This window comes from Pseudomonas chlororaphis subsp. aurantiaca (assembly GCF_013466605.1).
GTDB classification, from domain to species: domain Bacteria; phylum Pseudomonadota; class Gammaproteobacteria; order Pseudomonadales; family Pseudomonadaceae; genus Aquipseudomonas; species Aquipseudomonas chlororaphis_I.
The window spans coordinates 5,641,987-5,664,538 of sequence record NZ_CP059162.1; the positions used below are offsets into that span (position 1 = coordinate 5,641,987).

The following is a 22,552-nucleotide window of genomic DNA, read 5'->3' on the forward strand; positions in this document are numbered from 1 at the left end:
GGTACAATTCCACGCTAATTTGATCGAGTATCAGGAACACTTACATGATCGCTTGCCTGCGGCTGTTCTCTGCCTTATGCCTTGCTGCCCTCCTGGCAGCTTGCGCCAGCTCGCCCTCCTCCAGCCTTGGCGAACTTCCACGGACCCCGGATGCCAGCATCGAGCAACTGCTCGAACAGGCCGCCAACAGCAAAACACCCGACAAGGCAGCCTTGCTGCGCTTGAGCGCTGCCGACCTGGCCTATCGCCAGGGCAGCGCCGGCCAGGCCGCGCAGATCCTGCAACAAGTGCCGATGGAGCAGCTCAAGGCCGGCCAGCAGGTTTTCGCCAGCACCCTGGCGGCCGAACTGGCCATGACTCGCAACCAGCCAAAGGCGGCCCTGACTGCCCTGAGCCACCCGAGCCTGCAACGCCTGAGCGAACTGCCGGAAGAGCAGCAGATCCGCACCGGCACCGTCCACGCTCGCGCACTCGAGGCCGACGGTCAGGCTCTCGCCGCAGCACGGGAGCGCATCTTCATTGCACCACTGCTCAAGGACGACGCCGCGAGCAAGAACCATGAAGCCATCTGGGCACTGATTGCCAGCTTGCCGACTGATCAACTGCAAGCCGTCGGCAACGACGACCTCGGCGGCTGGATGAGCCTGGCATTGGCAGTGAAGACTGCCGGTACCCTGGAACAACAGCAGGCCGCCATCGACAACTGGCGCGCACAGAACCCCAAGCATCCGGCCGCCATTCAACTGCCGCTGCCACTGACCAAACTCAAGGAGCTGGCCAGCCAGCCGCTGTCCAAGATCGCCCTGCTGTTGCCGCAGGACGGCCCGCTGGCTGCGGTCTCCAAGGCCCTGCGCGACGGTTTCATGGCCGCACACTATCAGGCCCAGCAAGCCGGACAGAAACCACCCAGCATCGAGTTCTACGACAGCTCGCGCCTGACTTCGCTGGATGACTTCTATCGCAAGGCCCAGGCAGATGGCGTGCAACTGGTCGTCGGCCCGCTGGAAAAACCGCTGGTCAAACAGCTCGCCGCACGCCCGCAACTGCCTATCACCACCCTGGCGCTGAACTACAGCGAAGGCGAGCAAGGCCCGGCGCAACTGTTCCAGTTCGGCCTGGCCGCCGAGGACGAAGCTCGTGAAGTTTCCCGCCGTGCCCGCGCCGACGGCCTGCACCGCGCAGCCGTCCTGGTACCACGTGGAGAATGGGGTGATCGTGTGCTCAAGGCTTTCCGTCAGGACTGGGAAAGCAACGGCGGCAGCGTGGTTGGTATCGAACGCGTCGATCAGCCCGTAGCCCTGGCCCAGCAGATTGCCGACCTGTTCCAACTGCGCCAGAGCGAAGCTCGCGCCAAGAGCCTGCAGAACGCCGCTGGCACTCAGGTGGCCGCACAACCTTCGCGCCGCCAGGACATCGAGTTCATTTTCCTGGCATCCACTCCGCAACAGGCACAACAGATCAAGCCGACCCTGAACTTTCAGTACGCCGGCGATGTACCCGTCTATGCCACCTCCCATGTCTTCAGCGCCAGTGGCGATCAGAACCAGTACAACGACATGAACGGCGTACGCTTCTGTGAAACGCCTTGGCTGCTGGACGCCAATGACCCGCTGCGCCGGCAGGTCGCCGCGCAGTGGCCACAAGCTGGCGGCAGCCTGGGCCGACTGTATGCGATGGGTGCCGACGCCTACCGCTTGGCGCCACGCCTGGGGCAACTCAAGGCACTGCCGGACAGCCGCATCGAAGGCTTGTCGGGCAGCCTGACCATGAGCCCGAGCCAGCGCGTTCAACGCCAGTTGCCGTGGGCCGAGTTCGTCAGCGGCCAGATCACTCGCCTGCCAGATACCCAGCGTTAATGCCACAACGATCACGCCAGCAAAGCGGTCAGGATGCCGAAGCCCAAGCGCTCCGGCATCTTGAACAACAGGGGCTGCGCCTGCTGGCGCAGAACTGGTTGTGCAAACGCGGCGAGCTTGATCTGGTCATGCTTGACGGCGATACAGTAGTATTCGTCGAAGTCCGCTACAGACAACACACGCAATGGGGTGGCGCACTGGGCAGTATCGACGCGCGCAAGCGTCAGAAACTGATACTCGCCGCACAGTTTTTCCTGCAGCGCGAGTCGCGCTGGTCCAACCACCCTTGCCGCTTCGATGTGGTCGCCATAGACAGCGCCCCAGGCACGACAACTCCTTTGAACTGGCTACGGAATGCCTTTGAAAGCTGATCGACGCTCTCGGGCCGAGCCGGACATTTTCACTCAACATTTTTGCTCTTTGCTTTGCGGGCAGCACATTCATGTGCCAGAAAGCCGCGCTACTTAAGGTCACACAGATGGACATGCAATCCCGAATTCGCCAGCTTTTTCAGGCCAGCATCGACACCAAGCAACAGGCGATGGACGTACTTGCACCGCACATCGAGCAAGCCAGCCAAGTCATGGTCAATGCACTGCTCAACGAAGGGAAAATGCTTTCCTGCGGCAACGGCGGCTCGGCCGGCGATGCCCAGCACTTTTCTTCCGAGCTGCTCAACCGTTTCGAGCGCGAACGCCCGAGCCTGCCAGCCATCGCGCTGACCACCGACAGCTCGACGATCACCTCGATCGCCAACGACTACAGTTACAACGAAGTCTTTTCCAAGCAGATTCGCGCCCTGGGCCAGCCCGGCGACGTCCTGCTGGCGATTTCCACCAGCGGCAACTCGGCGAACATCATTCAAGCGATCCAGGCCGCACATGATCGCGAAATGATTGTCGTAGCATTGACCGGTCGCGATGGCGGCGGCATGGCGTCCCTGCTATTGCCGGAAGATGTCGAGATTCGCGTACCGGCCAACGTCACTGCACGTATCCAGGAAGTCCACCTGCTGGCGATCCACTGCCTCTGCGACCTGATCGACAGCCAACTGTTCGGGAGTGAAGAATGACCCCTAATCGCCTTGGCCTACTGGCCCTGACCCTAGCCTTGAGCATCAGCGGTTGCAGCTCGGTGATTACCGCCACCCGCGAAAGCCCGATCGAAGATGACCGCGGCACCCGCACCTTCGGCAGCAAGATCGATGACTCACTGATCCAGACCAAAGTCGAAGTGAACGTCGCCAAAGCCAGCCCGGACCTGGACCACAACTCGCACATTGTGGTGACCAGCTTCAACGGCATCGTCCTGCTGGCCGGCCAGACTCCGCGCGCCGACCTCAAGACTCTCGCCGAGCAGTCCGCCAGCGCCGTGCAGCGGGTGAAGAAGGTCCACAACGAACTGCAGGTTCTGCCGCCTTCTTCCCTGCTGGCCCGACAGAACGATGCCTGGCTGACCACCAAGATCAAGACCCAGATGCTGACCGATGCCAGCATCCCAGGTTCGCGCATCAAGGTCGTGACGGAAAACGGCATCGTCTACCTGATGGGCCTGCTGACCCAACAGGAAGCCACCCAGGCGACCAATCTGGTACAGGGCGTTTCCGGCGTGCAGAAAATCGTCAAACTGTTCGAGTACATCGACTGATGCAGGCGAAAGGTAGAGGCACAAAAAAGGCGATCCGGATGGATCGCCTTTTTTGTTACTTCACGACCTTCAGACTCGGTCGACCGCTTGGACGCGGCGGCTCGTTATCCGGTGGTGGGATATCATCATCCGGCTCGATTTCATCGTCCTCGTCATCCACGGGCGACTCCAGATCGAACACCATACCCTGACCATTCTCCCGGGCGTAAATACCCAGGATCGCCGGCACAGGAACGTACAAGCTATGTGGGACGCCACCAAAGCGCCCCTCGAAAGTCACCACCTCGTTATCCATGTGCAGATGGCGCACGGCACTCGGCGAAATATTCAGGACGATCTGTCCGTCACTGGCGAAACCCTGAGGCACCTGCACCGCCGGGTATTCGGAATTGACCAGCATATGCGGGGTGCAATCGTTGTCCACAATCCACTCGTAGAGCGCGCGGACCAGATAAGGTCGACTGGAGTTCATAGCGGCTCCTTAAGCCTTAGCGCATGTCGCGTTCGACGCCAGACAGACTTGCCTGGAACGTCTCACGGGCGAACTGGCGCTCCATGTAATCAAGCAACGGCTTGGCTTGCCGTGGCAATTCAATACCCAGAATCGGTAATCTCCAGAGTATTGGTAATAGGCAGCAATCCACCAGACTTTGTTCCTCGCTGAGGAAAAACGGCTTCTCCGCGAACAGCGGCGAAACGCCGGTCAGGCTCTCGCGCAGCTCTTTACGCGCCTGAGCCCGAGCCGCTTCCTTGGTCCGGGAATCCAGGATCAGGTCCACCAGCCCACACCAGTCACGCTGGATCCGGTGGATCAGCAGACGGCTGTTGGCACGCGCCACAGGGTAAACCGGCAGCAGTGGCGGGTGCGGGTAACGCTCATCCAGATATTCCATCACCACGGTCGACTCCCACAACGCCAGGTCACGATCGACCAGGGTGGGCAGACTGCCGTAAGGGTTCACTTCGATCAGCTTCGGCGGCTGACGCCCCGCCTCCACACTGATGATCTCGGCGCTGACACCCTTCTCTGCGAGCACGATACGTACCCGATGGGAATAGTGGTCGGCGGGGTCGGAGTAACAGGCCAACCGATTGGTCACGCCCATGGCGGTCCTCCTCGCTTGTTGAAATTATCGGAAGCAGAAAAACGAGCGCGCCCAGAGGGCGCCTCCCGTAACGCCTGGATGATCCAGACTCGTTACACCTTCAGAGACGCCCTTGGGCGCGCACGATTAACAGCAATGAATTACAGCTTTATCAATGAACGTCTTTCCAGTATTCGCGCTTGAGCAGATAGGCGAACACGAAGAAGAAGGCCAGATACAGTAACACATAGGTGCCGATACGTTGATGCTCCAGCTTGACCGGGTTGGCCGAGTAGGCCAGGAAGGTCACCAGATTCTTGACCTTCTCATTGAACTGCTCTTCGTTGAGCGTGCCGGTTTTTGGCAGCACGGTCAGCTGGTCGCAGGCTTCATGGGTCAAAGCGGTGCCGGTCAGCGGATCGTATTGCTTCTTGCCGTCTTCGACGATCTGAACCTGCTTGCAACCCACAACCTGGCGGCCTTGCAGGCCGACCAGAACGTTAGGCATGCCCACGTTCGGGAAGACCTTGTTGTTTACGCCCCATGGGCGCGCAGGGTCTTCGTAGAAGGAGCGCAGGTAGCCATAGAGCCAGTCGGTACCACGCACACGAGCCACCAGGGTCAGGTCGGGCGGAGCCGCACCGAACCAGGTCTTGGCGTCAGCCGGCTGCATGCCGATGTTCATGTGATCGCCGATTTTTGCACCGGTGAACACCAGCTTGCTCATCATCAGATCGTGAGGAATCCCCAGATCGTCGGCAACGCGCTCATAGCGTTGGAACTTGGCGCTGTGGCAGCCCATGCAGTAGTTGACGAATGTCCGCGCGCCATCCTGCATGGCGGCCTTGTCGGAGACGTCGATGTCGACTTTTTCCAGCTCGGGACCACCGTGCTCGGCCGCGAAGGACAGTACAGGCATAGCAGCAAGAATCAGTACAGCAAATAGCTTTTTCATCAGCCAGTCACCCTTTCCGGAACCGGTTTGGTCTTCTCGAGCCTGGTGTAGAACGGCATCAGAATGAAGTAGGCGAAGTACAGGAAGGTACATACCTGCGACAGCAGCGTACGACCTGGAGTCGGAGCCAGGACGCCCAGGATCCCCAGGATCACGAACGAGATGCAGAACACCACCAGCCAGATCTTGCTCAGCCAACCCTTGTAGCGCATGGATTTGACCGGGCTGCGGTCAAGCCATGGCAGCACGAACAGCACAGCGATCGCCGCGCCCATCGCAATCACACCCAAGAGCTTGTCCGGAACCGCACGCAAAATCGCGTAGAACGGGGTGAAATACCAAACCGGGGCGATATGCTCAGGCGTCTTGAACGGATTGGCCTGTTCGAAGTTCGGCTTCTCGAGGAAATAACCACCCATTTCCGGGAAGAAGAACACGATCGAACAGAAGATGAACAGGAACACCACCACACCGACGATGTCTTTCACGGTGTAGTACGGATGGAAAGCGATGCCATCCAGCGGTACGCCGTTTTCGTCTTTGTGCTTCTTGATGTCCACACCATCCGGGTTGTTCGAACCCACTTCGTGCAGCGCCAGGATGTGCAGTACCACCAGACCGAGAATCACGATCGGCAGGGCCACTACGTGCAAGGCGAAGAAGCGGTTCAGGGTGATGCCGGAAATCAGGTAGTCACCACGAATCCACTGGGTCAGGTCGTTACCGATGACCGGGATCGCACCAAACAGCGAGATGATCACCTGGGCGCCCCAGTAGGACATTTGCCCCCAAGGCAGCAGGTAGCCCATGAAGGCCTCGGCCATCAGCGCCAGGTAGATCAGCATGCCGAACAGCCACACCAGCTCACGCGGCTTCTGGTAGGAACCGTAGAGCAGGCCACGGAACATGTGCAGATAGACCACGATGAAGAACGCCGAAGCACCAGTGGAGTGCAGCAGACGCAGGATCGAGCCGTACTCGACGTCGCGCATGATGTATTCGACGGAAGCGAAAGCTTCTTCTGCCGACGGGGTGTAGCTCATGGTCAGCCAGACACCGGTGACGATCTGGTTAACCAGAACCAGCAGAGCCAGGGAACCAAAGAAATAGAAGAAGTTGAAGTTCTTCGGGGCGTAATACTTGCTGAGATGGTCTTCCCACATTTTGGTTGCGGGGAAGCGCGCATCGACCCAATCCATGAACTTGCTCATCACGCTTTCTCCGTATCGACGCCGATGACAATAAGGTCGTCCGACTCATAGGAATGCGGGGGTACTGGCAGGTTCAAAGGCGCGGGTTGCGACTTGTAGACGCGGCCAGCCAGATCGTAGTGGGAACCGTGGCAAGGGCAGAAATAGCCACCTACCCAATCCTTGCCCAGATCCGCAGGCGCCACTTCAGGGCGGAAAGTCGGCGAGCAACCCAGGTGGGTGCAGATACCGATCAGCAGCAGAATCTCTGGCTTGATCGAACGCACTTGCGGGTCGACGTAGGTTGGTTGGACAGAGTTCTTGGAGTCGGGGTCGGAAAGTTGACCCTCGATCTTTTTGAGATTCCCCAGGATTTCCTGTGTACGGCGGACGATGAATACCGGCTGACCACGCCACTCAGCAATCATCTGCTGACCTGGGTCGATCTTGCTGATATTCACTTTCACCGGTGCCCCTGCAGCTTTCGCCTTGGCACTGGGAAACCATGACCCCACGAACGGGACCGCAGCCCCCACCGCTCCTGCAGCACCCACCACGGATGTGGCTGCTACAAGGAAGCGACGCCGGCCTGCATTCACGCCGTCATTGCTCATTCAGTCCTCTCCCATCAGCTTTGTGGCCTGTTAAACCAGGCATCTACTAAGTAAAAATCTGAACTTATAAAAATTTTGCCGAATGGTAATGAAAAGCCCCTACTCTGACAAGGTAATTACCAACTTGGCCCTGCCCCAAGCCCTGTAGTATAGGGGCTCTGCAGATGTGGCAAGTTGTCACACTGTAAAATAGTCACCCATAAAAAAACGCCCAGCTCCGCGAGGAGACTGGGCGTTCTTTTGAACGCGAAAGCGAATTAACGCTTCGAGTACTGCGGACGCTTACGCGCCTTACGCAGACCAACTTTCTTACGTTCAACTTCACGTGCGTCACGGGTTACGAAACCGGCTTTACGCAGAGCACTGCGCAGAGTTTCGTCGTAATCCATCAGAGCGCGAGTGATGCCGTGGCGGATTGCACCAGCTTGGCCACTCACACCACCGCCGATAACGGTGACGTAGATGTCGAACTTCTCGACGGTCTCGGTCAGTTCCAGCGGCTGACGAACTACCATGCGAGCAGTTTCGCGACCGAAGAAGTTATCCAGGGAGCGGTTGTTGATGGAGATGTTACCAGTGCCCGGACGCAGGAAAACGCGTGCGGTTGCAGTCTTGCGACGGCCAGTGCCGTAATTTTGAGTCGCCGACATAATGAACTATTCCGTTAAATCTTCAGTTCTTGGGGCTGCTGAGCAGTATGAGGGTGTGCAGCGCCCGCATAGACTTTCAGCTTACGGTACATGTCGCGACCCAGCGGGTTCTTAGGCAGCATGCCTTTTACCGCGGTCTCGATCACGCGCTCAGGGGCCTTGGCGATCAGCTTTTCAAAGTTGATCGACTTGATGCCGCCCGGGAAACCGGAGTGGGAGTAGTACATTTTGTCAGTGGTTTTAGCGCCAGTAACACGTACTTGCTCAGCGTTGATCACGACGATGTAGTCACCGGTGTCGACGTGAGGGGTGTACTCAGGCTTGTGCTTGCCACGCAGACGGCTCGCGATTTCGGTGGCCAGACGACCCAGGGTCTGACCAGCAGCGTCGACGACAAACCAGTCGCGCTTAACTGTTTCCGGTTTAGCAGTAAAAGTTTTCATTCTTTATAGCCTCAGGGGCCGCCCTGTAAATTAGACGGCGGATCTTACTGAATAGTGCGTACTTTGACAAGTCAAAGGCAGCCGGATACAGACGCTATCGGGGGCTCGGGTCAGCGCGTCCGTTATACGGCAAGATTCTTCGGCAGGCGGCGCATCACTTCCACTGCAGAAAGAGCTGCGGAATTATGCAGATTGCGAAAAAAAATTCAACCTGCTTTTATGATTGTTTTGCCGAAGGAGCACCCGATGGACTATCGCCAGCTAGGCCGGACCGACCTGAACGTGAGTGCAATCTGCCTGGGAACCATGACCTGGGGCGAGCAAAACAGCGAGTCCGAGGCCTTCGCCCAGATCGAACGGGCCAAGGCTGCGGGGATCAATTTCATCGACACCGCCGAGATGTACCCGGTGCCGCCAAAGGCCGAAACCTACGCTACCACCGAGCGCTACATCGGTAACTGGTTCAAGGCTCGCGGCGATCGCGCCGACTGGATCCTGGCCAGCAAGATCGCCGGCCCTGGCAATACCATCGACTACATCCGCGACAAGCAGCTCAAACACAACCGCAAGCACATAGCCCAAGCCGTGGACGCCAGCCTCAAGCGCCTGCAAGCCGACTGGATCGACCTCTACCAGTTGCACTGGCCGGAGCGCAGCACCAACTTCTTCGGCCAACTGGGCTACAAGCACAAGGAAGAAGACTTCACCCCGCTGGAGGAAACCCTCGAAGCCCTGGACGAGCAGGTCAAGGCCGGCAAGATCCGCCACATCGGCCTGTCCAACGAAACGCCCTGGGGCACCATGAAGTTCCTGGCCCTGGCCGAGAGCCGCGGCTGGCCACGGGCGGTATCGATCCAGAACCCGTACAACCTGCTCAACCGCAGCTTTGAAGTGGGCCTGGCGGAAATCGCCATTCGCGAACAATGTGGATTGCTGGCCTATTCGCCCCTGGCGTTCGGCTTCCTCTCCGGCAAATACGAAGGTGGCGCGCGCCCGGCCAAAGGCCGCCTGAGCCTGTACAGCCGCTTCAGTCGCTACTTCAATCCGCAATCGGAAGCCGCCTGCAGCCGTTATGTCGCCCTGGCCCGCGAGCACGGCCTGGACCCGGCGCAAATGGCCCTGGCATTCGTCACCCAGCAACCGTTCGTCACCAGCAATATCATCGGCGCGACCACCCTTGAGCAGCTGGACAGCAACATCGCCAGTCTTGAGTTGAAGCTGTCGAATGAGGTGCTGGCCGGCATCGAGGCGATCCACAAGGACCACCCGAACCCGGCGCCGTAACCTGCCCTACCGCATAGAAGCGAGCTGGCCCGCCAAGCTCGCCTCTACGCGGGAGACAACGCGCTACAGGGAACGCGCGATGATTTCCTTCATGATCTCGTTGGTCCCGGCATAGATGCGCTGCACGCGCGCATCCGCCCAAGCCCGGGCCACCGGGTACTCCCACATGAAGCCGTAACCGCCGTGCAACTGCACGCACTCGTCGAGCACCTTGCACTGCAAGTCCGTGCCCCAGTACTTGGCCATGGCGGCGGTCGGCACGTCGAGCTTGCCTTGCAGGTGCAATTCCAGGCAGCGATCGACGAACACCCGACCGATCTGGATCTCGGTGGCCATCTCCGCCAGCTTGAAGCGGGTGTTCTGGAAGTCGGCGATCGATTTGCCGAAGGCCTTGCGCTCGCGGGTGTATTCCAGGGTCCACTGCAATGCCGCCTCGGCTGACGCCAGGCCACCCACCGCCACCGTCAGGCGCTCCTGCGGCAGCTCCTGCATCAGATAGGCAAAGCCCATCCCGGCCTGCCCCAGCAGGTTTTCCTTGGGTACGCGGACATCCTGAAAGAACAGCTCGGAAGTGTCCTGGGCCTTCATGCCGACCTTTTCCAGGCGCTTGCCCTTGGAGAAACCGGGCGTATCCGCCTCCACCAGGAACAGACTGGTGCCCTTGGCGCCAGCCTTGGGATCGGTCTTGGCCACGACAATCACCAGATCGGCCAGATAGCCGTTGGTGATAAAGGTCTTCGAGCCATTGATCACATAGTCGTCACCGTCCAGCACCGCGGTGGTCTTGACCCCCTGCAAGTCGGAACCGGCGCCAGGCTCGGTCATGGCAATGGCCGTGACCATCTCGCCGGATACCAGTTTCGGCAGGTACTTGTGCTTCAGCGCCTCGCTGCCGTAATGCAGGATGTAGGGCGCAACGATATCGGAATGCAGGGAGAAGCCGATGCCGGTCAGGCCGAGACGCCCCACTTCCTCGATCACCACCGCGCTATAGAGAAAGTCAGCCCCCAGCCCACCGTACTCCTCGGGGAGATGGGAGCAGAGCATGCCCGCCTCACCGGCCTTGTTCCACAAGGCGCGGTCGATGTAACCCTGTTTTTCCCATTGCCCATGGAACGGCACGGCCTCCTTTTCCAGGAAGGTACGCACGCTGTCACGAAAGAGTTCGTGCTCGGAGCTGAACAAGGTTCTGGGGATCATGGGGCCACCTGTCGTTATTGTTAGCCGGGATTGGCCCACAGAGCCTAAGCCCGCGCGTACGACACAGGACACTGGACACATCCGACAAAAAATAAGACGATCCAGCCGTCTGGTGACCACTTTCCCCTATAAGAACAATTGAATTATGTCTAACCAAACCTCCACGCCCTTGCGGCGCGTCAGCATCCTGGCGATCGACCGGGTGTTCGCCTCCACCCTCATGCAAGCCAAGGATTTTTTCCATCTGGCCAGCCTGCGCTACGGCAAGCAGCTGGGCCAGGGCCTGACCCCGGCATTCGAAACCCGCCTGGTCAGTCCCGATGGCAAACCGGTGTGCAGTTTCAGCAACGTGATGCTCCCGGTGGACGGCGCCCTGGAAGATACCGACGTGATCATCCTCCCGGCGTTCTGGGACGACTTCGAAACCCTCTGCCAACGTTATCCACAGATCCTGCCCTGGCTGCGCCAGCAACATGCCCGCGACGCGGTGCTCTGCGGCGAGGCCACCGGGGTGTTCTGGCTGGCCGAGGCCGGGCTGCTCGACGGCAAGGAAGCCACCACTTACTGGCGCTTCTTCAATGCCTTCAGCGAACGCTTCCCCAAGGTCCAGCTCAATCAGGACAAGCACCTGACCGACGCCGACAATCTGTATTGCGCTGGCGGCACCACTTCGGCCTGCGACCTGTACATCTACCTGATCGAGCGTTTCTGCGGCGCCAACGTCGCCCAGGCCGTGGCCCGCGACATTCTCTATGAAGTGCAGCGCAGCTATTCCCCGGGGCGTATCGGCTTCGGTGGCCAGAAGCTGCACCAGGACGTGATCATCCTGCAGATCCAGCACTGGCTCGAAGAACATTTCGCCGACAAGTTCCGCTTCGAGGACGTGGCCCGGGAACATGGCATGAGCATTCGCAATTTCATGCGGCGCTTCCAGACCGCCACCGGCGACAAGCCCCTGCATTACCTGCAACGCCTGCGGATCGAAACCGCCAAGGGCCTGCTCTCGGGGACGCGCAAGAGCATCAAGACCATCAGCTACGAAGTCGGCTATGACGATGCGAGCTTCTTCGCCCGCCTGTTCCGCCAGCACACCGAGCTGTCGCCGAACCAGTACCGGCAGCAGTTTCACCAACAAGCCGCGTAAATGAAAAAGGGCCTGCATTGCAGGCCCTTCTTTTATCCGGACAACCGTTAAGGCTTGTGCGCCCGCGAGAGGAACTCGTGGGACTGCATTTCCAATAGACGGCTGAGGGTGCGCTGGAACTCGAAGGTCAGGCGACCGCCGGTGTACAGGTCCTTGAGCTCGACTTCAGCGGAAATGATCAGCTTGACGTTACGGTCGTAGAACTCGTCGACCATGTTGATGAAGCGACGGGCGATGTCGTCGGTGGCGACGCTCATCTGCTCGACACCACTGACCAGCACGGCGTGGAAGATCTTGCCCAGTTCGATGTAGTCGTTCTGGCTACGCGGACCGTCGCACAGTTCGCGGAAATCGAACCAGGCCACGTCATCGCAGGTACGCAGGGCGCGGATTTCGCGGTTCTCGACGATCAGCACATCGTTTTCCACCGCCTGAGTGCATTCCGGCGTCAGCGCGCGGAAGCTCTTGCGCAGGCTTTCGTGGGCCGCCTCGTCCAGCGGGAAGTGGAACAGTTCGGCCTGTTCCAGGTGACGCAGACGGTAGTCGACACCGCTGTCGACGTTGACGATTTCAGTGTGCTGCTTGATCAGGGCAATGGCCGGCAGGAAGCGAGCACGTTGCAGGCCGTCCTTGTACAGACCGTCCGGCACGATGTTCGAGGTGGCCACCAGGGTCACGCCGTTCTTGAACAGCTCTTCCATCAGCGTGCCGAGGATCATGGCGTCGGTAATGTCAGAGACGAAAAACTCGTCGAAGCAGATCACCCGGGCCTCGTCGGCGAAACGCTTGGCGATGATGGTCAGCGGGTTCTTCTCGCCGCCCAGGGTCTTCATCTCTTCGTGCACACGCTTCATGAAGCGGTGGAAGTGAGTACGGACCTTCTGCTTGAACGGCAGGGCTTCAAAGAAGGTATCGACCAGGTACGTCTTGCCGCGCCCTACCCCGCCCCAGAAGTACAGGCCCTTGACCGGCACCTGGTCTTTCTTGCCAAACAGCTTGCCCAGCAGGCCCGGCTTGTTGTTCGACGCGGCGATCAGATCGTCGTACAGGCGCTGCAAATGACGCACGGCGGTTTCCTGCGCAGCGTCGTGGAAGAACTCCGGGCGTTTCAGATCAGCTTGGTATCGTTCTAGGGGCGTCATAATTCGTTAGCAAGGCAACAAAAACGGGCCGTCACTGTAGCGACGGCCCTGGAGAATGGCAATCAGCCCTTGGTCGGGAGATTGCGGTTAGTCCTGCACAGGCGTCAGGGCGACGCGCAGTGCATCGATCGCCGCATCGCGGGCCGCCGCGTCGGCAAAGGCCGGGCTGTCGGCCACGCACTCACCTTCCAGCCAGACGCTGAAACTCAGCGCGTCGCTGCGCAGATCCAGCGCCTGGCCGGCTTGCAGTTGCTTGGTCACGGCCCCCGCGGTCTTGCCGTCGGCGAAGTTGCGCGACAGCAGCAGTTGCTCGCCATCGGCGGCCAGCAGGCGGAAACGGAAGCTGCCGTCGTCTTCACGAAAGCTGACGAAGCGCGCGGCCTTGGCCGCTTTCTTCTTGGTGGTCGCCGCCACTTGCACCTGGTTGACGAACGAACGCAGGCCCACGGCCTCGCGCAGCTCGTTGAGAAAGGGCGTGGCCACGGCGCGGGCTTTCTTGGCACCGGCCTGGAGAATGTCTTCCAGGTCCGAAGGGCGCTCGATCAACTGGTGATAACGCTCGCGCGCCTCGCCCAGCTGATTGTCCAGCAGCTGGAACAGACGATTCTTCGCCTCGCCCCAACCCAGGCCCTGCAGCAGTTCGCTGCGGAACTCGTCAGCCTGGGCCTGTGTCGCGAAGGCCTGGAACAGGGTGAACAGGTGCGCGTTGTCCGGGTCCTTGGCTTCGCCAGGAGCGCGGGAGTCGGTGACGATGCGCGAGATCGCGTCCTTCATGTCCTTGGCGCCGCTGAACAACGGAATGGTGTTGTCGTAGCTCTTGGACATCTTGCGGCCATCGAGGCCCGGCAAGGTGGCGACACTTTCCTCGATCAGCGCCTCGGGCATGGTGAAGAACTCCTTGCCCTGGCCGAACAGGTGGTTGAAGCGCTGGCCGATGTCACGGGCCATTTCCACGTGCTGGATCTGGTCGCGACCGACCGGCACCTTGTGCGCATTGAACATCAGGATGTCCGCGGCCATCAGCACCGGGTAGCTGTACAGGCCCATGGTGATGCCGGCATCCGGGTCTTCGCCGGCCTCGACGTTTTTATCCACCGAAGCCTTGTAGGCGTGGGCACGATTGAGCAGGCCCTTGGCCGCCACGCAGGTCAGCAACCAGGTCAGCTCCGGGATTTCCGGGATGTCGGACTGGCGATAGAAAGTCACGCGCTCCACATCCAGGCCTCCGGCCAGCCAGGTCGCGGCGATTTCCAGGCGCGAGCGCTGGATACGCAGCGGGTCGTCGCACTTGATCAGGGCGTGATAGTCGGCCAGGAAGTAGAACGAGTCGGCATTGCTGTCGCGGCTGGCGAGGATCGCCGGGCGGATGGCGCCGGCGTAGTTGCCCAAGTGCGGCGTGCCGGTGGTGGTGATGCCGGTGAGGATGCGCGTACGAGTAGTCATGGGTAATCGCTTATCAGACTGCAATCAATTCGAGAGTCGTGGCAGCACCAGATCCTTGAGATCGGTGAGCTTGCCATGAAAAAAGTGTCCGCATTCTGCCACTTTCAGCAGCTCATGGGGGCGCTCAAGCGCGTCGGACCAGTCATAGACCAGTTGCGGGTCGACCACTTCGTCGGTTTCCGGCTGGATCAGGGTCAGCGGGCAGTTCTGCGGCAGCGGGTCGGTGTCGCGCAGACGCATCACGGCGGCGGCGACCATGAACAGGTGCTTGAGCTGTTCGCCGCGGGCTTCCAGGCGCCCGCCGAGGCTGGCGGCGACGAAGCCGCCGAAGGAGAAGCCGAGCAGGGTCATCGGCAGGTCCGGGTGCCTGGCCCGCAGCCATTCGGCAGCCGCCTGCGCGTCATCGACCTCACCACTGCCCATGTCGTGGCTGCCTTCGCTGGCGCCGACGCCACGGTAGTTGAAACGCAAGGTGATCAGGCCGGCGTCACGCGCCGTACGTTGCAGGGTCGAGACCACCTTGTTGAGCATGGTGCCGCCCTGCACCGGGTTCGGATGGCAGATCAGCGCCACGCCACGGGCGTCGGCGACATCCAGATACAGGGCTTCCAGTTGGCCGACCGGGCCGGCAATCACTACGGGGGTTTCACGCATAAGCAAGGAAGGAACTCCGTGACCTCGAATCGGGTCGACTCGTCTAGCAAATTGTCTGTGCCAATCTATTGCGAGTGAATCGCGGTATACAGCGCAGGTTCGAGCCGTTAACGTAAAGCAAAGCCGTTTATAGAGGAAGGACTCGTGGAACACTCGCTCTTAGTTTGGTTGTTGCCGACTCTTGCCCTGATCGCGGGTGTCGCCATTGGATTTCTGGTCGCTCGCCTGCTGCCGAATGCCGCGCCTAACCGCACGCAACGTCAGCTGGATGATATTCAGGAACGTTTTGACAGCTATCAGAACGAAGTGGTCACCCACTTCAACAGCACCGCCACCCTGGTGAAAAAACTCACTCAAAGCTATCAGGAAGTGCAGGACCATCTCGCCGAGGGTGCCAACCGCCTGGCCCTGGACGAGCTGACCCGCCAACGCCTGCTGGCCGCGCTGCACTCCGACTCGGTGCAGGCTCCACGGGAACGCCTGACGCCGCCGCGCGACCAGGAACCGCCACGGGACTACGCGCCAAAGACGCCTAACGCGCCTGGCATGCTCGACGAGCATTATGGTCTGAAGAAGTAATCAGGTTTCGCGTCCAATAAAAAGCCCCCGGACAATTCGGTTGTCCGGGGGCTTTTTTGTATCTGGTGATTTGATAGCGGCTGATCGGACCTCTTCGCGGGCAAAGGCCACACACAAAAATGCCCGATCACAGGATCGGGCATTTCTTCATTCAAACGATCAGTTACGGATACTGCTGAACCGTACCCGGCTGTTGCTGCTGACCACCATACTGCTGGCCAGGAATCGCCTTGAGGTTCACTTCCACCCGACGGTTCTGCGCACGGCCATTGACGTCGCTGTTGCTGGCGATCGGGTTATCCGGGCCAGCGCCACGGGCCGACAGGTTGGCACCGCTGACACCTTGCGAGGTCAGGTAGGTCGCCACGCTCTGGGCGCGACGCTGGGACAGGTCCATGTTGTGCTGGCGGCTGCCGGTGCTGTCGGTGTAGCCAACGATTTCGATCTGGTTCTGGTTGAACTCCTTGAGGGAGTTGGCCAGGTTGTTCAGCGGTTGATAGAAGCTTGGAGCGATGTTCGCCGAATCGGTGGCGAACGTGATGTTCCCCGGCATGATCAGCTTGATCTGATCGCCCTGGCGCTGCACTTCGACCCCGGTATTGGCCATGCTGGCACGCAGTTTCTTTTCCTGCTGGTCGGCGTAATAGCCGTAACCGGCGGCGGAAGCACCGACTACCGCGGCGCCGATCAGCGCGCCCTTGCCACGGTTGTTGTGGTCGATGGCGGCACCGGCCAGCGCACCGGCCAAGGCGCCCAGGCCACCGTATTTTGCAGTTTTGCTCATGCCCGTGGAGCCGTCGGCCTGCCCCTGATTGTCATAGGGGTTAGGCGAAGCACAGCCGGACAACAAGGCCACAGCGGTAGCAACAACGATCAAACGACGCGAGGTGAACATGGAGAAGCTCCTACTTTTTCATTCTGTGATGCAGCGGACGTTGGCAACAGACCTTTGCAGGCGTTTGAACACGGCCAATGACAAAAATTCCGTGAAACTTTTGACAGCAAATGTCAGGCCCTGACAAAGGGATTCTCACGCATTTCATCGCCCAGGCGGGTGTCCGGACCATGCCCGGCCACCACGGTCGCGTCTTCATCGAGGCTGTACAGACGCTGCTTGATCGAACGCACGATGGTGGCCTGGTCGCCACCCCACAGGTCCGTGCGCCCTACCCCGCGCTTGAACAAGGTGTCGCCGGCAATCAGTAGCTTAGCCTCTGCGAACCAGAAGCTCATGGAACCTGGAGTATGCCCCGGCGTATGCAGGGCCACGCCGCAGCCGCAGGCCAGCTCTTCGTCGTCCGCCAGCCAGCGATCCGGCGCCGGCACCGGCGTGTAAGGCACGCCGAACATGCTGCACTGCATCTCCAGGTTGTCCCAGAGGAACTGATCTTCCTTGTGCAGATGCAGGGTCGCGCCGGTTTTCTCCTTCATCTGCCCGGAGGCCAGGAAGTGATCCAGGTGGGCATGGGTATGAATGATGCTCACCACCTTCAGCCCCAGCGCGTCGAGCCGCGCCATGATCAGGTCGGGATTGCCGCCCGGGTCGACGACGATGGCCTTTTTTGTAACAGGGTCGCCGATGATCGTGCAGTTGCACTGCAACGGGCCGACGGGGAAGGTTTCGCGGATAAGGGCAGGTTTTGCGATGTCCATGGGGGTCCTAAAGGGCTGAGGCCAGGCTGATGACGCCAAGGGTGACCGCAATGGGCCCTGACTTTCAACTCCGCAGCCCTCTGCAGCATCCCCTAGGCCAGGGAACTCCACACTTGCACCAGGCCGAACAGATGCACCAGCCCATAGACCAGGCAGATCGTCGAGCTGACAAAGATGAAGCGCCGGCTGCGCCCGGTGCCCGCCAGGGCGACCGGCCCCAACAGGCCGCGCAGCAGGTAGACCAGGGTGATCGCGATTAACGCCGGGCGCAGCAAGGGCAAGGGAGCGATCACCCCGGCCGCGGACAGCGCATACGCCGCCCAGGCGGCAAGCACCAGGGCAATCCCGGCCGTGACCACCGCGGGAAACCAGCGCCCGGCCTGGGCTGCCCGCACAAAGCGCTCGCCTGCGCCAAACAGGCGATACCAGGAAGGGCCGACCATGATCACCCCGACATGCATCAGCGCCGCCAACAGGCTGAGCCCGGCGCCGATCACCAGCGCCATGTTGTATCCATTCGTCATTCCATCGCTCCTTGATGCGAGTCCATTCTCGGTGAATCCAATGATTCACGCGCTGCAGCATAGACGTCATGGCGCACCGACGGGGTGCGCCATGACGTCGCCGTCAACGGACCGCCGCTTCGGCGCGGGTGCCGATGTCCATCACCTGGTAACGCACGTGACGACCACTGACCGCCGCGGCCGCTTCCACGCCACCGGTCATGGCGCCAAAGATGCCGTGCCCAGTACGGGTGGAAGCGCCGCACAGGTACAGGTTGCGGATTTCCGTCTTGGCCCCCGGCCGGTTGTGCAGGAAGTACTCCGGGGTAAAGGCCAGGCCGTAGGAGGTCCCGCCTTCGGAGCCGATAAAGCGCGTCACCGAAAAAGGCGTCGAGACTTCCTGATAGACAATGTGCTTCGACATGCCCGGAATCACCCGTTCAGCCAGGGCAATCAGCTGGCGGGCGTACCACTCTTTTTTCGCCAGGTAGGCCGGGTTGGTCCGATAGCTGCCATCCGTCAGCTCGGCCTGGGTCACGCCCCAGCTTTGCGGGGTGGAAGGCACTGCCGACATCAATTGCAGGTTATAGATGCCCGGTGGCGCGATGGCCGGGTTATCCGGGTCCTTCATGGTGGCGTTGCCGATGAACAGATGGGGCTCCTCGGGAAACGCCCCGGCGAACACCTCGCGGTAGGCCTTCTCGTAATCGCAGCCTGGGTAGATGCGATAGTTGGTGTTCTTCAGGCCTATGGCCTTGAGGTCCATGTCGATACCGAGATAGACCACGCCCATGGCCGGTGACATCTCGAACTGCTCGGCACGGCGCACGGTCTTGGGCTTGAGGTGTTCACGGCCGATCAGGCCGAGCAGGGCCTGCTTGATATCGGCGTTGCAGATCACCGCATCGGCCTTGACCACCCGTTTGCCCAGGTGCTTGTTGCTGAACTCGACGCCCACGGCACGACCGTTCTCGATCAGGATACGTTCGACCTTGGACCGCAGGAGGATCTTGCCGCCCTTGCGCTCGACCACCTCGCCCAGCTTGTCGGAGAACATCTGGCCACCGCCCGAGGGGTAGTAGGAACCCTGCAGGAAGTGATTGACCACCGCCGCGTGGCCGGCCATGGTCGCGCGGCTCGGCGGCTGGTGATAGACCCCCAGCTGCCCGGTCAGGATGGCCCGCAGGCGCTGGTCCTGGGTACAGGTGTCGAGGAATTGCGCCACCGTCGATTTGGCGTGACGCATCAGCATCCACGAGCGCGGCAGTACCCACAGCGCCGTCAGCGGGCGCGAATGGATGCCCATGAAGTCCCAGACCTGCTGCAGCATCTTGAAATAGCGGTTGATCCCCGCCCGCTCCTTAGGGAACGCCTCCAGCAGCTGTTCGCGAAAGCGTTCATAGCCGCGGGGAACCGCGAACTGGAAGTCGGGAAAACACAGGGTCTCGAAACCCTCCGGGTCCTGCTCGATAAAGCGGATTTCACCGTCATCGATGCCGGCCCCGCGCAGGATCCGCGGAATCAGGCCGTCCTTGCCGCAGTCACCGATGTAGTGCAAGCCGACATCGAACTCATAGTCCTTGCCCTTGCGGTGGAACACCGTGGCACAGCCGCCCATTTCATAGTGCATATCGAGCACCAGCACCTGCTTGCCGCGGTTGGCCAGGGTCGCGGCAGCCGTCAGGCCACCGATGCCGGCGCCGACCACTATCACGTCGAAGGTGTCGCTCTCGAGGGTCTTGAATCGATCAAAGCTTTGCATGGGTTACGGTTCCAGTCGCGCATCAGGCATGGGCTAGGTGGTGGTCGCGGGCCGGATCGACCGCCTCGGCCTCATGTATCAGGTGGGGCAGCTTGTTCGGCTTGCGGCTCCATCGCTCATGGTCAGCCAGGGGCGGAATCCGCTGCAGGATCACCGGCCAGTGCTCAGCCAGCTCGGCATTGAGCTTGAGGAAATGCCGGTTGCTGTCATCGAGCTGGTTCTCCGGCTGGATGGCTTCCTCCGGGCATTCGGGCAGGCACAGGCCACAATCGACGCACTCCTGGGGATTGATGACGATGAAGTTCGGCCCCAGGTGGAAGGCATCCGCGGGGCAGATATCGACGCAGTTGGTGTGGCGGCACTGGATGCAGTTGTCGGTCACTACGTAGGTCATGGTGAGTCTCGTAAACGTCTGGTTGGACTGGGAAGTCGCCGCTCAGAAATAGCGGTCGACCAACAAGCGCGCCGACAACATCGTTCCGATGAAGCCTGCGCCCGGGAATGTCCAGGCCCCGACCTGGTACAGCCCCTTGACCGGGTATTTCTGCGGGAAACGGTTGAACAGGCCGGACTGTCGAGTGTTCTGCTCGAAGCCGTAGATCGCGCCCGCCGGGTTATGGGTGAACTTGCTCATGGTGCGCGGCGAGCCCGCCTCGCAGACCTCGATGTGCCGACGCAGGCCGGGGATGACCCGCTCGGCGTTGGCGATCAGCAGCTCGGTGAGTTCGATCTTCTTGCGCCGGTAGGCGAGCTTGTCCAGGGAGTGCCATTCGCCGGCGCCCGTCAGGGTGAACAGGCCCAGGCTGGACTTTCCGGCCGGGACCATCGAGGGATCGACGTTGGAGAAGTAGTTGATCGACCAGCTGGTGTTGTCGCCATGCAGCTCTCCAGCCTGGATATGCTCGAACTGTTGGCGCTGGGTTTTCGGCGGGGCGAAGAAGTGGATGTATTCCTCGGCGCCCACGCCCAGTTCGCTCAGCGGGCAATCGAGCCCCAGGTAGACCTGGAAGCCCGAGACCGACAGCTTGAGCTGGCGCAGGCGCGAGCGGTACTTGGCACCGAAATGCTGCTCGCCCGCCAATGCCAGCACCGCGTGGGGCGAGATATTGGCCACGACGTTGCGCGCCTTGACCTTGCCCGACTTGCGTGTCACCACGCCACCGACCCGGCCGCGCTCGATCACGATCTGGTTGACCGCCGACTCCAGCTCGACCCGGCCGCCATGCTGCTCGATGACCTCGACCAAGGCGTTGGACAAGGCCTGTGAGCCGCCCTTGATCGAATAACCGCCGTTCTCCAGGTAGTCGATGAAGGGATAGGAGAAGTAGCCGAACGCCAGGTCCTTGGCCGGCAAGCCGTAGTAGCTCCATTGCGCCGACAGCACTTCCTTGAGGCGTTCATTGGAGGTGAAGCGCGAGAAGTAGTGATCCACCGTTTCATGCCCATACTTGAGCACCCGGGGATAGATCATCGGCGTGGCCACCAGCCTCATCCAGAACGGCTTGCGCGAATACAGGAAGCCGCACAGGTCCTTGTAGTTGCGCTGCGACTCGGCGAACAGCCGGTTGATGTTATCGACCTCCTCGGGAAAGAAGCGGAACAACTCGCGCTTGTAACCTTCCAGGTCGCGGTGCCCGACCGTGAGGTCGATGTCCTGCGAGCGATAGCGATACAGGGTCGGGTGATGGAGAAACTCGACCTTGTCCGCCACGCCACAGGCCTGGATCACATTGAACGACTCGGCGCCCCGCACCACGCCGTCGAACGAATGCAGCGAGACATCGAAGTTGAAATCCTTGCGGCGGAAATTGCTCGCGTAACCACCGGCTACGTTGTGCTTTTCCACCACCAGGACTTTCTGACCTCGCTGCGCCATAAGGCTGGCACCCGCCAACGCGCCAAGGCCCGCGCCGACGAAAACGGTATCGTATTCTTGACTCATGATTTCTCCTGGCTCTGCGGCCAGATCAGAACTGCTAATCAGGCCGTCAGACCGCCATCGATCACGAATGTCTGGCCAGTGATGTAGTCGGCCTGGGGCGACAGCAAGAAGCTGGCCAGGGCCGCCACTTCGCGGACTTCGCCGAAGCGTTTGAGGGGGATGGTGTCGGTGATCGACTTGCGTATCGGGTCGGCGATCTGCCCGACCATCTCCGTGGCAATGAAGCCTGGGGCGATAGCGTTGACGGTGATCTTGAAGCGCGCCATTTCCAGGGCCATGGTCTTGGTGATGCCGATCATCGCCGCCTTGGTCGCCGAATACCCCATCTGCCCCTTGTTGCCCTTGAGCCCGCTGACGGAGGACATGTGCAGGATCTTGCCGCGGCGCTCGGCGGCCATCGCCGGGGCCAGGCACTTACTGAAATACACCGCCGAATCGAGGTTGGTCGCGACCACGTCGCGGTAGCGCTCGATGTCGAACTTGAACAACAGCTGGTCGCCGGTCACGCCCATGTTGTTGATCAAGCCGTAGGGCTCGCCGTGGGTATCTACCAGCTGCGCGCACACCGCCTCGACTGAATCGTGGTCCCTGCCGTCGCAGGCATGCCCGCTGGCCAGGCCGCCACTGGCGGCCACTTCCTGCTCCAGTTGCAAGGCCGCGTCGGCCGAGGACTGGTAGGTGAACGCGACCCGATACCCTTCCCGGGCCATGGCCAGGACCAGTGCGCGGCCAATGCCGCGACTGCCGCCGCTGACCAGTACCCATTTGCCGTTTGAAGACTGCTGAACTTCCATGATCTACATCCT

The 22,552-nt window shown here is 60.7% G+C and carries 25 protein-coding genes; 7 read left to right on the forward strand and 18 right to left on the reverse strand.

The window, feature by feature from the left end; all coding sequences use genetic code 11:
* Positions 1-44: 44 nt before the first annotated feature.
* The 4 genes from H0I86_RS25705 (at position 45) to H0I86_RS25720 (ending at position 3,503) form a co-directional block, all read left to right on the forward strand.
* Complete coding sequence (locus H0I86_RS25705) at positions 45-1,856, forward strand: penicillin-binding protein activator (protein WP_180922646.1); 1,812 nt, start codon at positions 45-47, stop codon at positions 1,854-1,856.
* Positions 1,856-2,227, forward strand: coding sequence for a YraN family protein (locus H0I86_RS25710; RefSeq protein ID WP_180922647.1), 372 nt, complete (start codon positions 1,856-1,858; stop codon positions 2,225-2,227). Before H0I86_RS25705 ends, H0I86_RS25710 begins: the two co-directional genes overlap by 1 nt.
* Before the next feature lie 107 nt (positions 2,228-2,334).
* Entirely contained in the window at positions 2,335-2,928 is a 594-nt protein-coding gene (locus tag H0I86_RS25715) for a phosphoheptose isomerase (RefSeq protein ID WP_007928463.1), read from the forward strand.
* On the forward strand, positions 2,925-3,503 hold the full coding sequence (locus H0I86_RS25720; RefSeq protein ID WP_180922648.1) for a BON domain-containing protein: 579 nt from the start codon (positions 2,925-2,927) through the stop codon (positions 3,501-3,503). The genes H0I86_RS25715 and H0I86_RS25720 overlap by 4 nt, the downstream gene beginning before the upstream one ends.
* Positions 3,504-3,558: 55 nt before the next feature.
* On the opposite strand, the gene H0I86_RS25725 is transcribed toward H0I86_RS25720, so the two are convergent.
* The 7 genes from H0I86_RS25725 to rplM form a co-directional block, all read right to left on the reverse strand.
* Complete coding sequence (locus H0I86_RS25725) at positions 3,559-3,975, reverse strand: ClpXP protease specificity-enhancing factor (protein ID WP_007928461.1); 417 nt, start codon at positions 3,973-3,975, stop codon at positions 3,559-3,561.
* A gap of 16 nt (positions 3,976-3,991) precedes the next feature.
* Positions 3,992-4,609, reverse strand: a complete 618-nt coding sequence (locus H0I86_RS25730; protein ID WP_007928460.1) for a glutathione S-transferase N-terminal domain-containing protein — start codon at positions 4,607-4,609, stop codon at positions 3,992-3,994.
* Between the two features lie 151 nt (positions 4,610-4,760).
* The gene (locus H0I86_RS25735) at positions 4,761-5,543 is read right to left on the reverse strand and encodes a cytochrome c1 (protein ID WP_180922649.1); all 783 of its coding nucleotides are present in this window, start codon (positions 5,541-5,543) and stop codon (positions 4,761-4,763) included.
* Positions 5,543-6,754 (reverse strand): cytochrome b, encoded by a 1,212-nt coding sequence (locus tag H0I86_RS25740; protein WP_007928456.1) that lies wholly within the window; start codon positions 6,752-6,754, stop codon positions 5,543-5,545. Before H0I86_RS25740 ends, H0I86_RS25735 begins: the two co-directional genes overlap by 1 nt.
* Positions 6,754-7,347 carry a ubiquinol-cytochrome c reductase iron-sulfur subunit gene (petA, locus tag H0I86_RS25745; protein ID WP_009045522.1) on the reverse strand — a complete coding sequence of 198 codons (594 nt, stop codon included), beginning with the start codon at positions 7,345-7,347 and terminating at the stop codon, positions 6,754-6,756. The genes H0I86_RS25740 and petA overlap by 1 nt, the downstream gene beginning before the upstream one ends.
* A gap of 257 nt (positions 7,348-7,604) precedes the next feature.
* Positions 7,605-7,997, reverse strand: coding sequence for a 30S ribosomal protein S9 (rpsI, locus tag H0I86_RS25750; protein WP_003228056.1), 393 nt, complete (start codon positions 7,995-7,997; stop codon positions 7,605-7,607).
* A 14-nt stretch (positions 7,998-8,011) separates the two neighbouring features.
* Positions 8,012-8,440 carry a 50S ribosomal protein L13 gene (gene rplM, locus H0I86_RS25755; protein ID WP_007928449.1) on the reverse strand — a complete coding sequence of 143 codons (429 nt, stop codon included), beginning with the start codon at positions 8,438-8,440 and terminating at the stop codon, positions 8,012-8,014.
* Positions 8,441-8,686: 246 nt separating this feature from the next.
* Between rplM and H0I86_RS25760 the strand changes: the two genes are divergently transcribed.
* On the forward strand, positions 8,687-9,724 hold the full coding sequence (locus H0I86_RS25760) for an NADP(H)-dependent aldo-keto reductase (RefSeq protein WP_180922650.1): 1,038 nt from the start codon (positions 8,687-8,689) through the stop codon (positions 9,722-9,724).
* A 63-nt stretch (positions 9,725-9,787) separates the two neighbouring features.
* On the opposite strand, the gene H0I86_RS25765 is transcribed toward H0I86_RS25760, so the two are convergent.
* Complete coding sequence (locus H0I86_RS25765; RefSeq protein WP_016703546.1) at positions 9,788-10,924, reverse strand: acyl-CoA dehydrogenase family protein; 1,137 nt, start codon at positions 10,922-10,924, stop codon at positions 9,788-9,790.
* A gap of 244 nt (positions 10,925-11,168) precedes the next feature.
* Between H0I86_RS25765 and H0I86_RS25770 the strand changes: the two genes are divergently transcribed.
* A complete protein-coding gene (locus tag H0I86_RS25770; RefSeq protein ID WP_180925913.1) occupies positions 11,169-12,068 on the forward strand; it encodes a GlxA family transcriptional regulator in 900 nt (299 codons plus the stop codon).
* A gap of 47 nt (positions 12,069-12,115) precedes the next feature.
* On the opposite strand, the gene zapE is transcribed toward H0I86_RS25770, so the two are convergent.
* From zapE to H0I86_RS25785, 3 genes are all read right to left on the reverse strand, one after another.
* Positions 12,116-13,210: a cell division protein ZapE gene (zapE, locus tag H0I86_RS25775; protein WP_007928431.1), complete on the reverse strand. Its 1,095-nt coding sequence runs from the start codon at positions 13,208-13,210 to the stop codon at positions 12,116-12,118.
* A gap of 87 nt (positions 13,211-13,297) precedes the next feature.
* Positions 13,298-14,653, reverse strand: a complete 1,356-nt coding sequence (locus tag H0I86_RS25780) for a tryptophan--tRNA ligase (protein ID WP_180922651.1) — start codon at positions 14,651-14,653, stop codon at positions 13,298-13,300.
* Positions 14,654-14,677: 24 nt separating this feature from the next.
* On the reverse strand, positions 14,678-15,307 hold the full coding sequence (locus H0I86_RS25785; protein ID WP_180922652.1) for an alpha/beta hydrolase: 630 nt from the start codon (positions 15,305-15,307) through the stop codon (positions 14,678-14,680).
* Positions 15,308-15,451: 144 nt separating this feature from the next.
* Here H0I86_RS25785 and H0I86_RS25790 point away from each other — a divergent pair, with 144 nt between their 5' ends.
* A complete protein-coding gene (locus H0I86_RS25790) occupies positions 15,452-15,886 on the forward strand; it encodes a Z-ring associated ZapG family protein (RefSeq protein ID WP_007928428.1) in 435 nt (144 codons plus the stop codon).
* 163 nt (positions 15,887-16,049) lie between these two features.
* Here the strand turns inward: H0I86_RS25790 and H0I86_RS25795 are convergent, their stop codons facing one another.
* The 7 genes from H0I86_RS25795 to H0I86_RS25825 form a co-directional block, all read right to left on the reverse strand.
* Positions 16,050-16,781, reverse strand: a complete 732-nt coding sequence (locus H0I86_RS25795; protein WP_009050733.1) for a YiaD family glycine zipper/OmpA-like lipoprotein — start codon at positions 16,779-16,781, stop codon at positions 16,050-16,052.
* A 113-nt stretch (positions 16,782-16,894) separates the two neighbouring features.
* Positions 16,895-17,539, reverse strand: coding sequence for an MBL fold metallo-hydrolase (locus H0I86_RS25800; RefSeq protein WP_180922653.1), 645 nt, complete (start codon positions 17,537-17,539; stop codon positions 16,895-16,897).
* A 92-nt stretch (positions 17,540-17,631) separates the two neighbouring features.
* Positions 17,632-18,063, reverse strand: coding sequence for a hypothetical protein (locus H0I86_RS25805; protein ID WP_180922654.1), 432 nt, complete (start codon positions 18,061-18,063; stop codon positions 17,632-17,634).
* Between the two features lie 103 nt (positions 18,064-18,166).
* A complete protein-coding gene (locus H0I86_RS25810) occupies positions 18,167-19,804 on the reverse strand; it encodes a phytoene desaturase family protein (RefSeq protein ID WP_180922655.1) in 1,638 nt (545 codons plus the stop codon).
* Positions 19,805-19,826: 22 nt separating this feature from the next.
* Complete coding sequence (fdxA, locus tag H0I86_RS25815; protein WP_180922656.1) at positions 19,827-20,198, reverse strand: ferredoxin FdxA; 372 nt, start codon at positions 20,196-20,198, stop codon at positions 19,827-19,829.
* A gap of 42 nt (positions 20,199-20,240) precedes the next feature.
* Positions 20,241-21,746 (reverse strand): phytoene desaturase family protein, encoded by a 1,506-nt coding sequence (locus tag H0I86_RS25820; RefSeq protein WP_180922657.1) that lies wholly within the window; start codon positions 21,744-21,746, stop codon positions 20,241-20,243.
* A gap of 38 nt (positions 21,747-21,784) precedes the next feature.
* The gene (locus tag H0I86_RS25825; RefSeq protein WP_180922658.1) at positions 21,785-22,540 is read right to left on the reverse strand and encodes an SDR family NAD(P)-dependent oxidoreductase; all 756 of its coding nucleotides are present in this window, start codon (positions 22,538-22,540) and stop codon (positions 21,785-21,787) included.
* Between the last annotated feature and the right edge of the window lie 12 nt (positions 22,541-22,552).

What these genes read in the sequence shown, in the direction of transcription:
- H0I86_RS25710 (WP_180922647.1), top strand. Translation starts at nt 1,856, where the DNA reads ATGCCACAACGATCACGCCAGCAAAGCGGTCAGGATGCCGAAGCCCAA.
- H0I86_RS25735 (WP_180922649.1), bottom strand. Translation starts at nt 5,543, where the DNA reads ATGAAAAAGCTATTTGCTGTACTGATTCTTGCTGCTATGCCTGTACTG.
- H0I86_RS25785 (WP_180922652.1), bottom strand. Translation starts at nt 15,307, where the DNA reads ATGCGTGAAACCCCCGTAGTGATTGCCGGCCCGGTCGGCCAACTGGAA.
- H0I86_RS25730 (WP_007928460.1), bottom strand. Translation starts at nt 4,609, where the DNA reads ATGGGCGTGACCAATCGGTTGGCCTGTTACTCCGACCCCGCCGACCAC.
- H0I86_RS25820 (WP_180922657.1), bottom strand. Translation starts at nt 21,746, where the DNA reads ATGAGTCAAGAATACGATACCGTTTTCGTCGGCGCGGGCCTTGGCGCG.
- H0I86_RS25760 (WP_180922650.1), top strand. Translation starts at nt 8,687, where the DNA reads ATGGACTATCGCCAGCTAGGCCGGACCGACCTGAACGTGAGTGCAATC.
- zapE (WP_007928431.1), bottom strand. Translation starts at nt 13,210, where the DNA reads ATGACGCCCCTAGAACGATACCAAGCTGATCTGAAACGCCCGGAGTTC.
- rpsI (WP_003228056.1), bottom strand. Translation starts at nt 7,997, where the DNA reads ATGTCGGCGACTCAAAATTACGGCACTGGCCGTCGCAAGACTGCAACC.
- H0I86_RS25705 (WP_180922646.1), top strand. Translation starts at nt 45, where the DNA reads ATGATCGCTTGCCTGCGGCTGTTCTCTGCCTTATGCCTTGCTGCCCTC.
- fdxA (WP_180922656.1), bottom strand. Translation starts at nt 20,198, where the DNA reads ATGACCTACGTAGTGACCGACAACTGCATCCAGTGCCGCCACACCAAC.
- H0I86_RS25805 (WP_180922654.1), bottom strand. Translation starts at nt 18,063, where the DNA reads ATGACGAATGGATACAACATGGCGCTGGTGATCGGCGCCGGGCTCAGC.
- H0I86_RS25720 (WP_180922648.1), top strand. Translation starts at nt 2,925, where the DNA reads ATGACCCCTAATCGCCTTGGCCTACTGGCCCTGACCCTAGCCTTGAGC.
- H0I86_RS25810 (WP_180922655.1), bottom strand. Translation starts at nt 19,804, where the DNA reads ATGCAAAGCTTTGATCGATTCAAGACCCTCGAGAGCGACACCTTCGAC.
- petA (WP_009045522.1), bottom strand. Translation starts at nt 7,347, where the DNA reads ATGAGCAATGACGGCGTGAATGCAGGCCGGCGTCGCTTCCTTGTAGCA.
- H0I86_RS25715 (WP_007928463.1), top strand. Translation starts at nt 2,335, where the DNA reads ATGGACATGCAATCCCGAATTCGCCAGCTTTTTCAGGCCAGCATCGAC.
- rplM (WP_007928449.1), bottom strand. Translation starts at nt 8,440, where the DNA reads ATGAAAACTTTTACTGCTAAACCGGAAACAGTTAAGCGCGACTGGTTT.
- H0I86_RS25795 (WP_009050733.1), bottom strand. Translation starts at nt 16,781, where the DNA reads ATGTTCACCTCGCGTCGTTTGATCGTTGTTGCTACCGCTGTGGCCTTG.
- H0I86_RS25725 (WP_007928461.1), bottom strand. Translation starts at nt 3,975, where the DNA reads ATGAACTCCAGTCGACCTTATCTGGTCCGCGCGCTCTACGAGTGGATT.
- H0I86_RS25780 (WP_180922651.1), bottom strand. Translation starts at nt 14,653, where the DNA reads ATGACTACTCGTACGCGCATCCTCACCGGCATCACCACCACCGGCACG.
- H0I86_RS25825 (WP_180922658.1), bottom strand. Translation starts at nt 22,540, where the DNA reads ATGGAAGTTCAGCAGTCTTCAAACGGCAAATGGGTACTGGTCAGCGGC.
- H0I86_RS25800 (WP_180922653.1), bottom strand. Translation starts at nt 17,539, where the DNA reads ATGGACATCGCAAAACCTGCCCTTATCCGCGAAACCTTCCCCGTCGGC.
- H0I86_RS25765 (WP_016703546.1), bottom strand. Translation starts at nt 10,924, where the DNA reads ATGATCCCCAGAACCTTGTTCAGCTCCGAGCACGAACTCTTTCGTGAC.
- H0I86_RS25740 (WP_007928456.1), bottom strand. Translation starts at nt 6,754, where the DNA reads ATGAGCAAGTTCATGGATTGGGTCGATGCGCGCTTCCCCGCAACCAAA.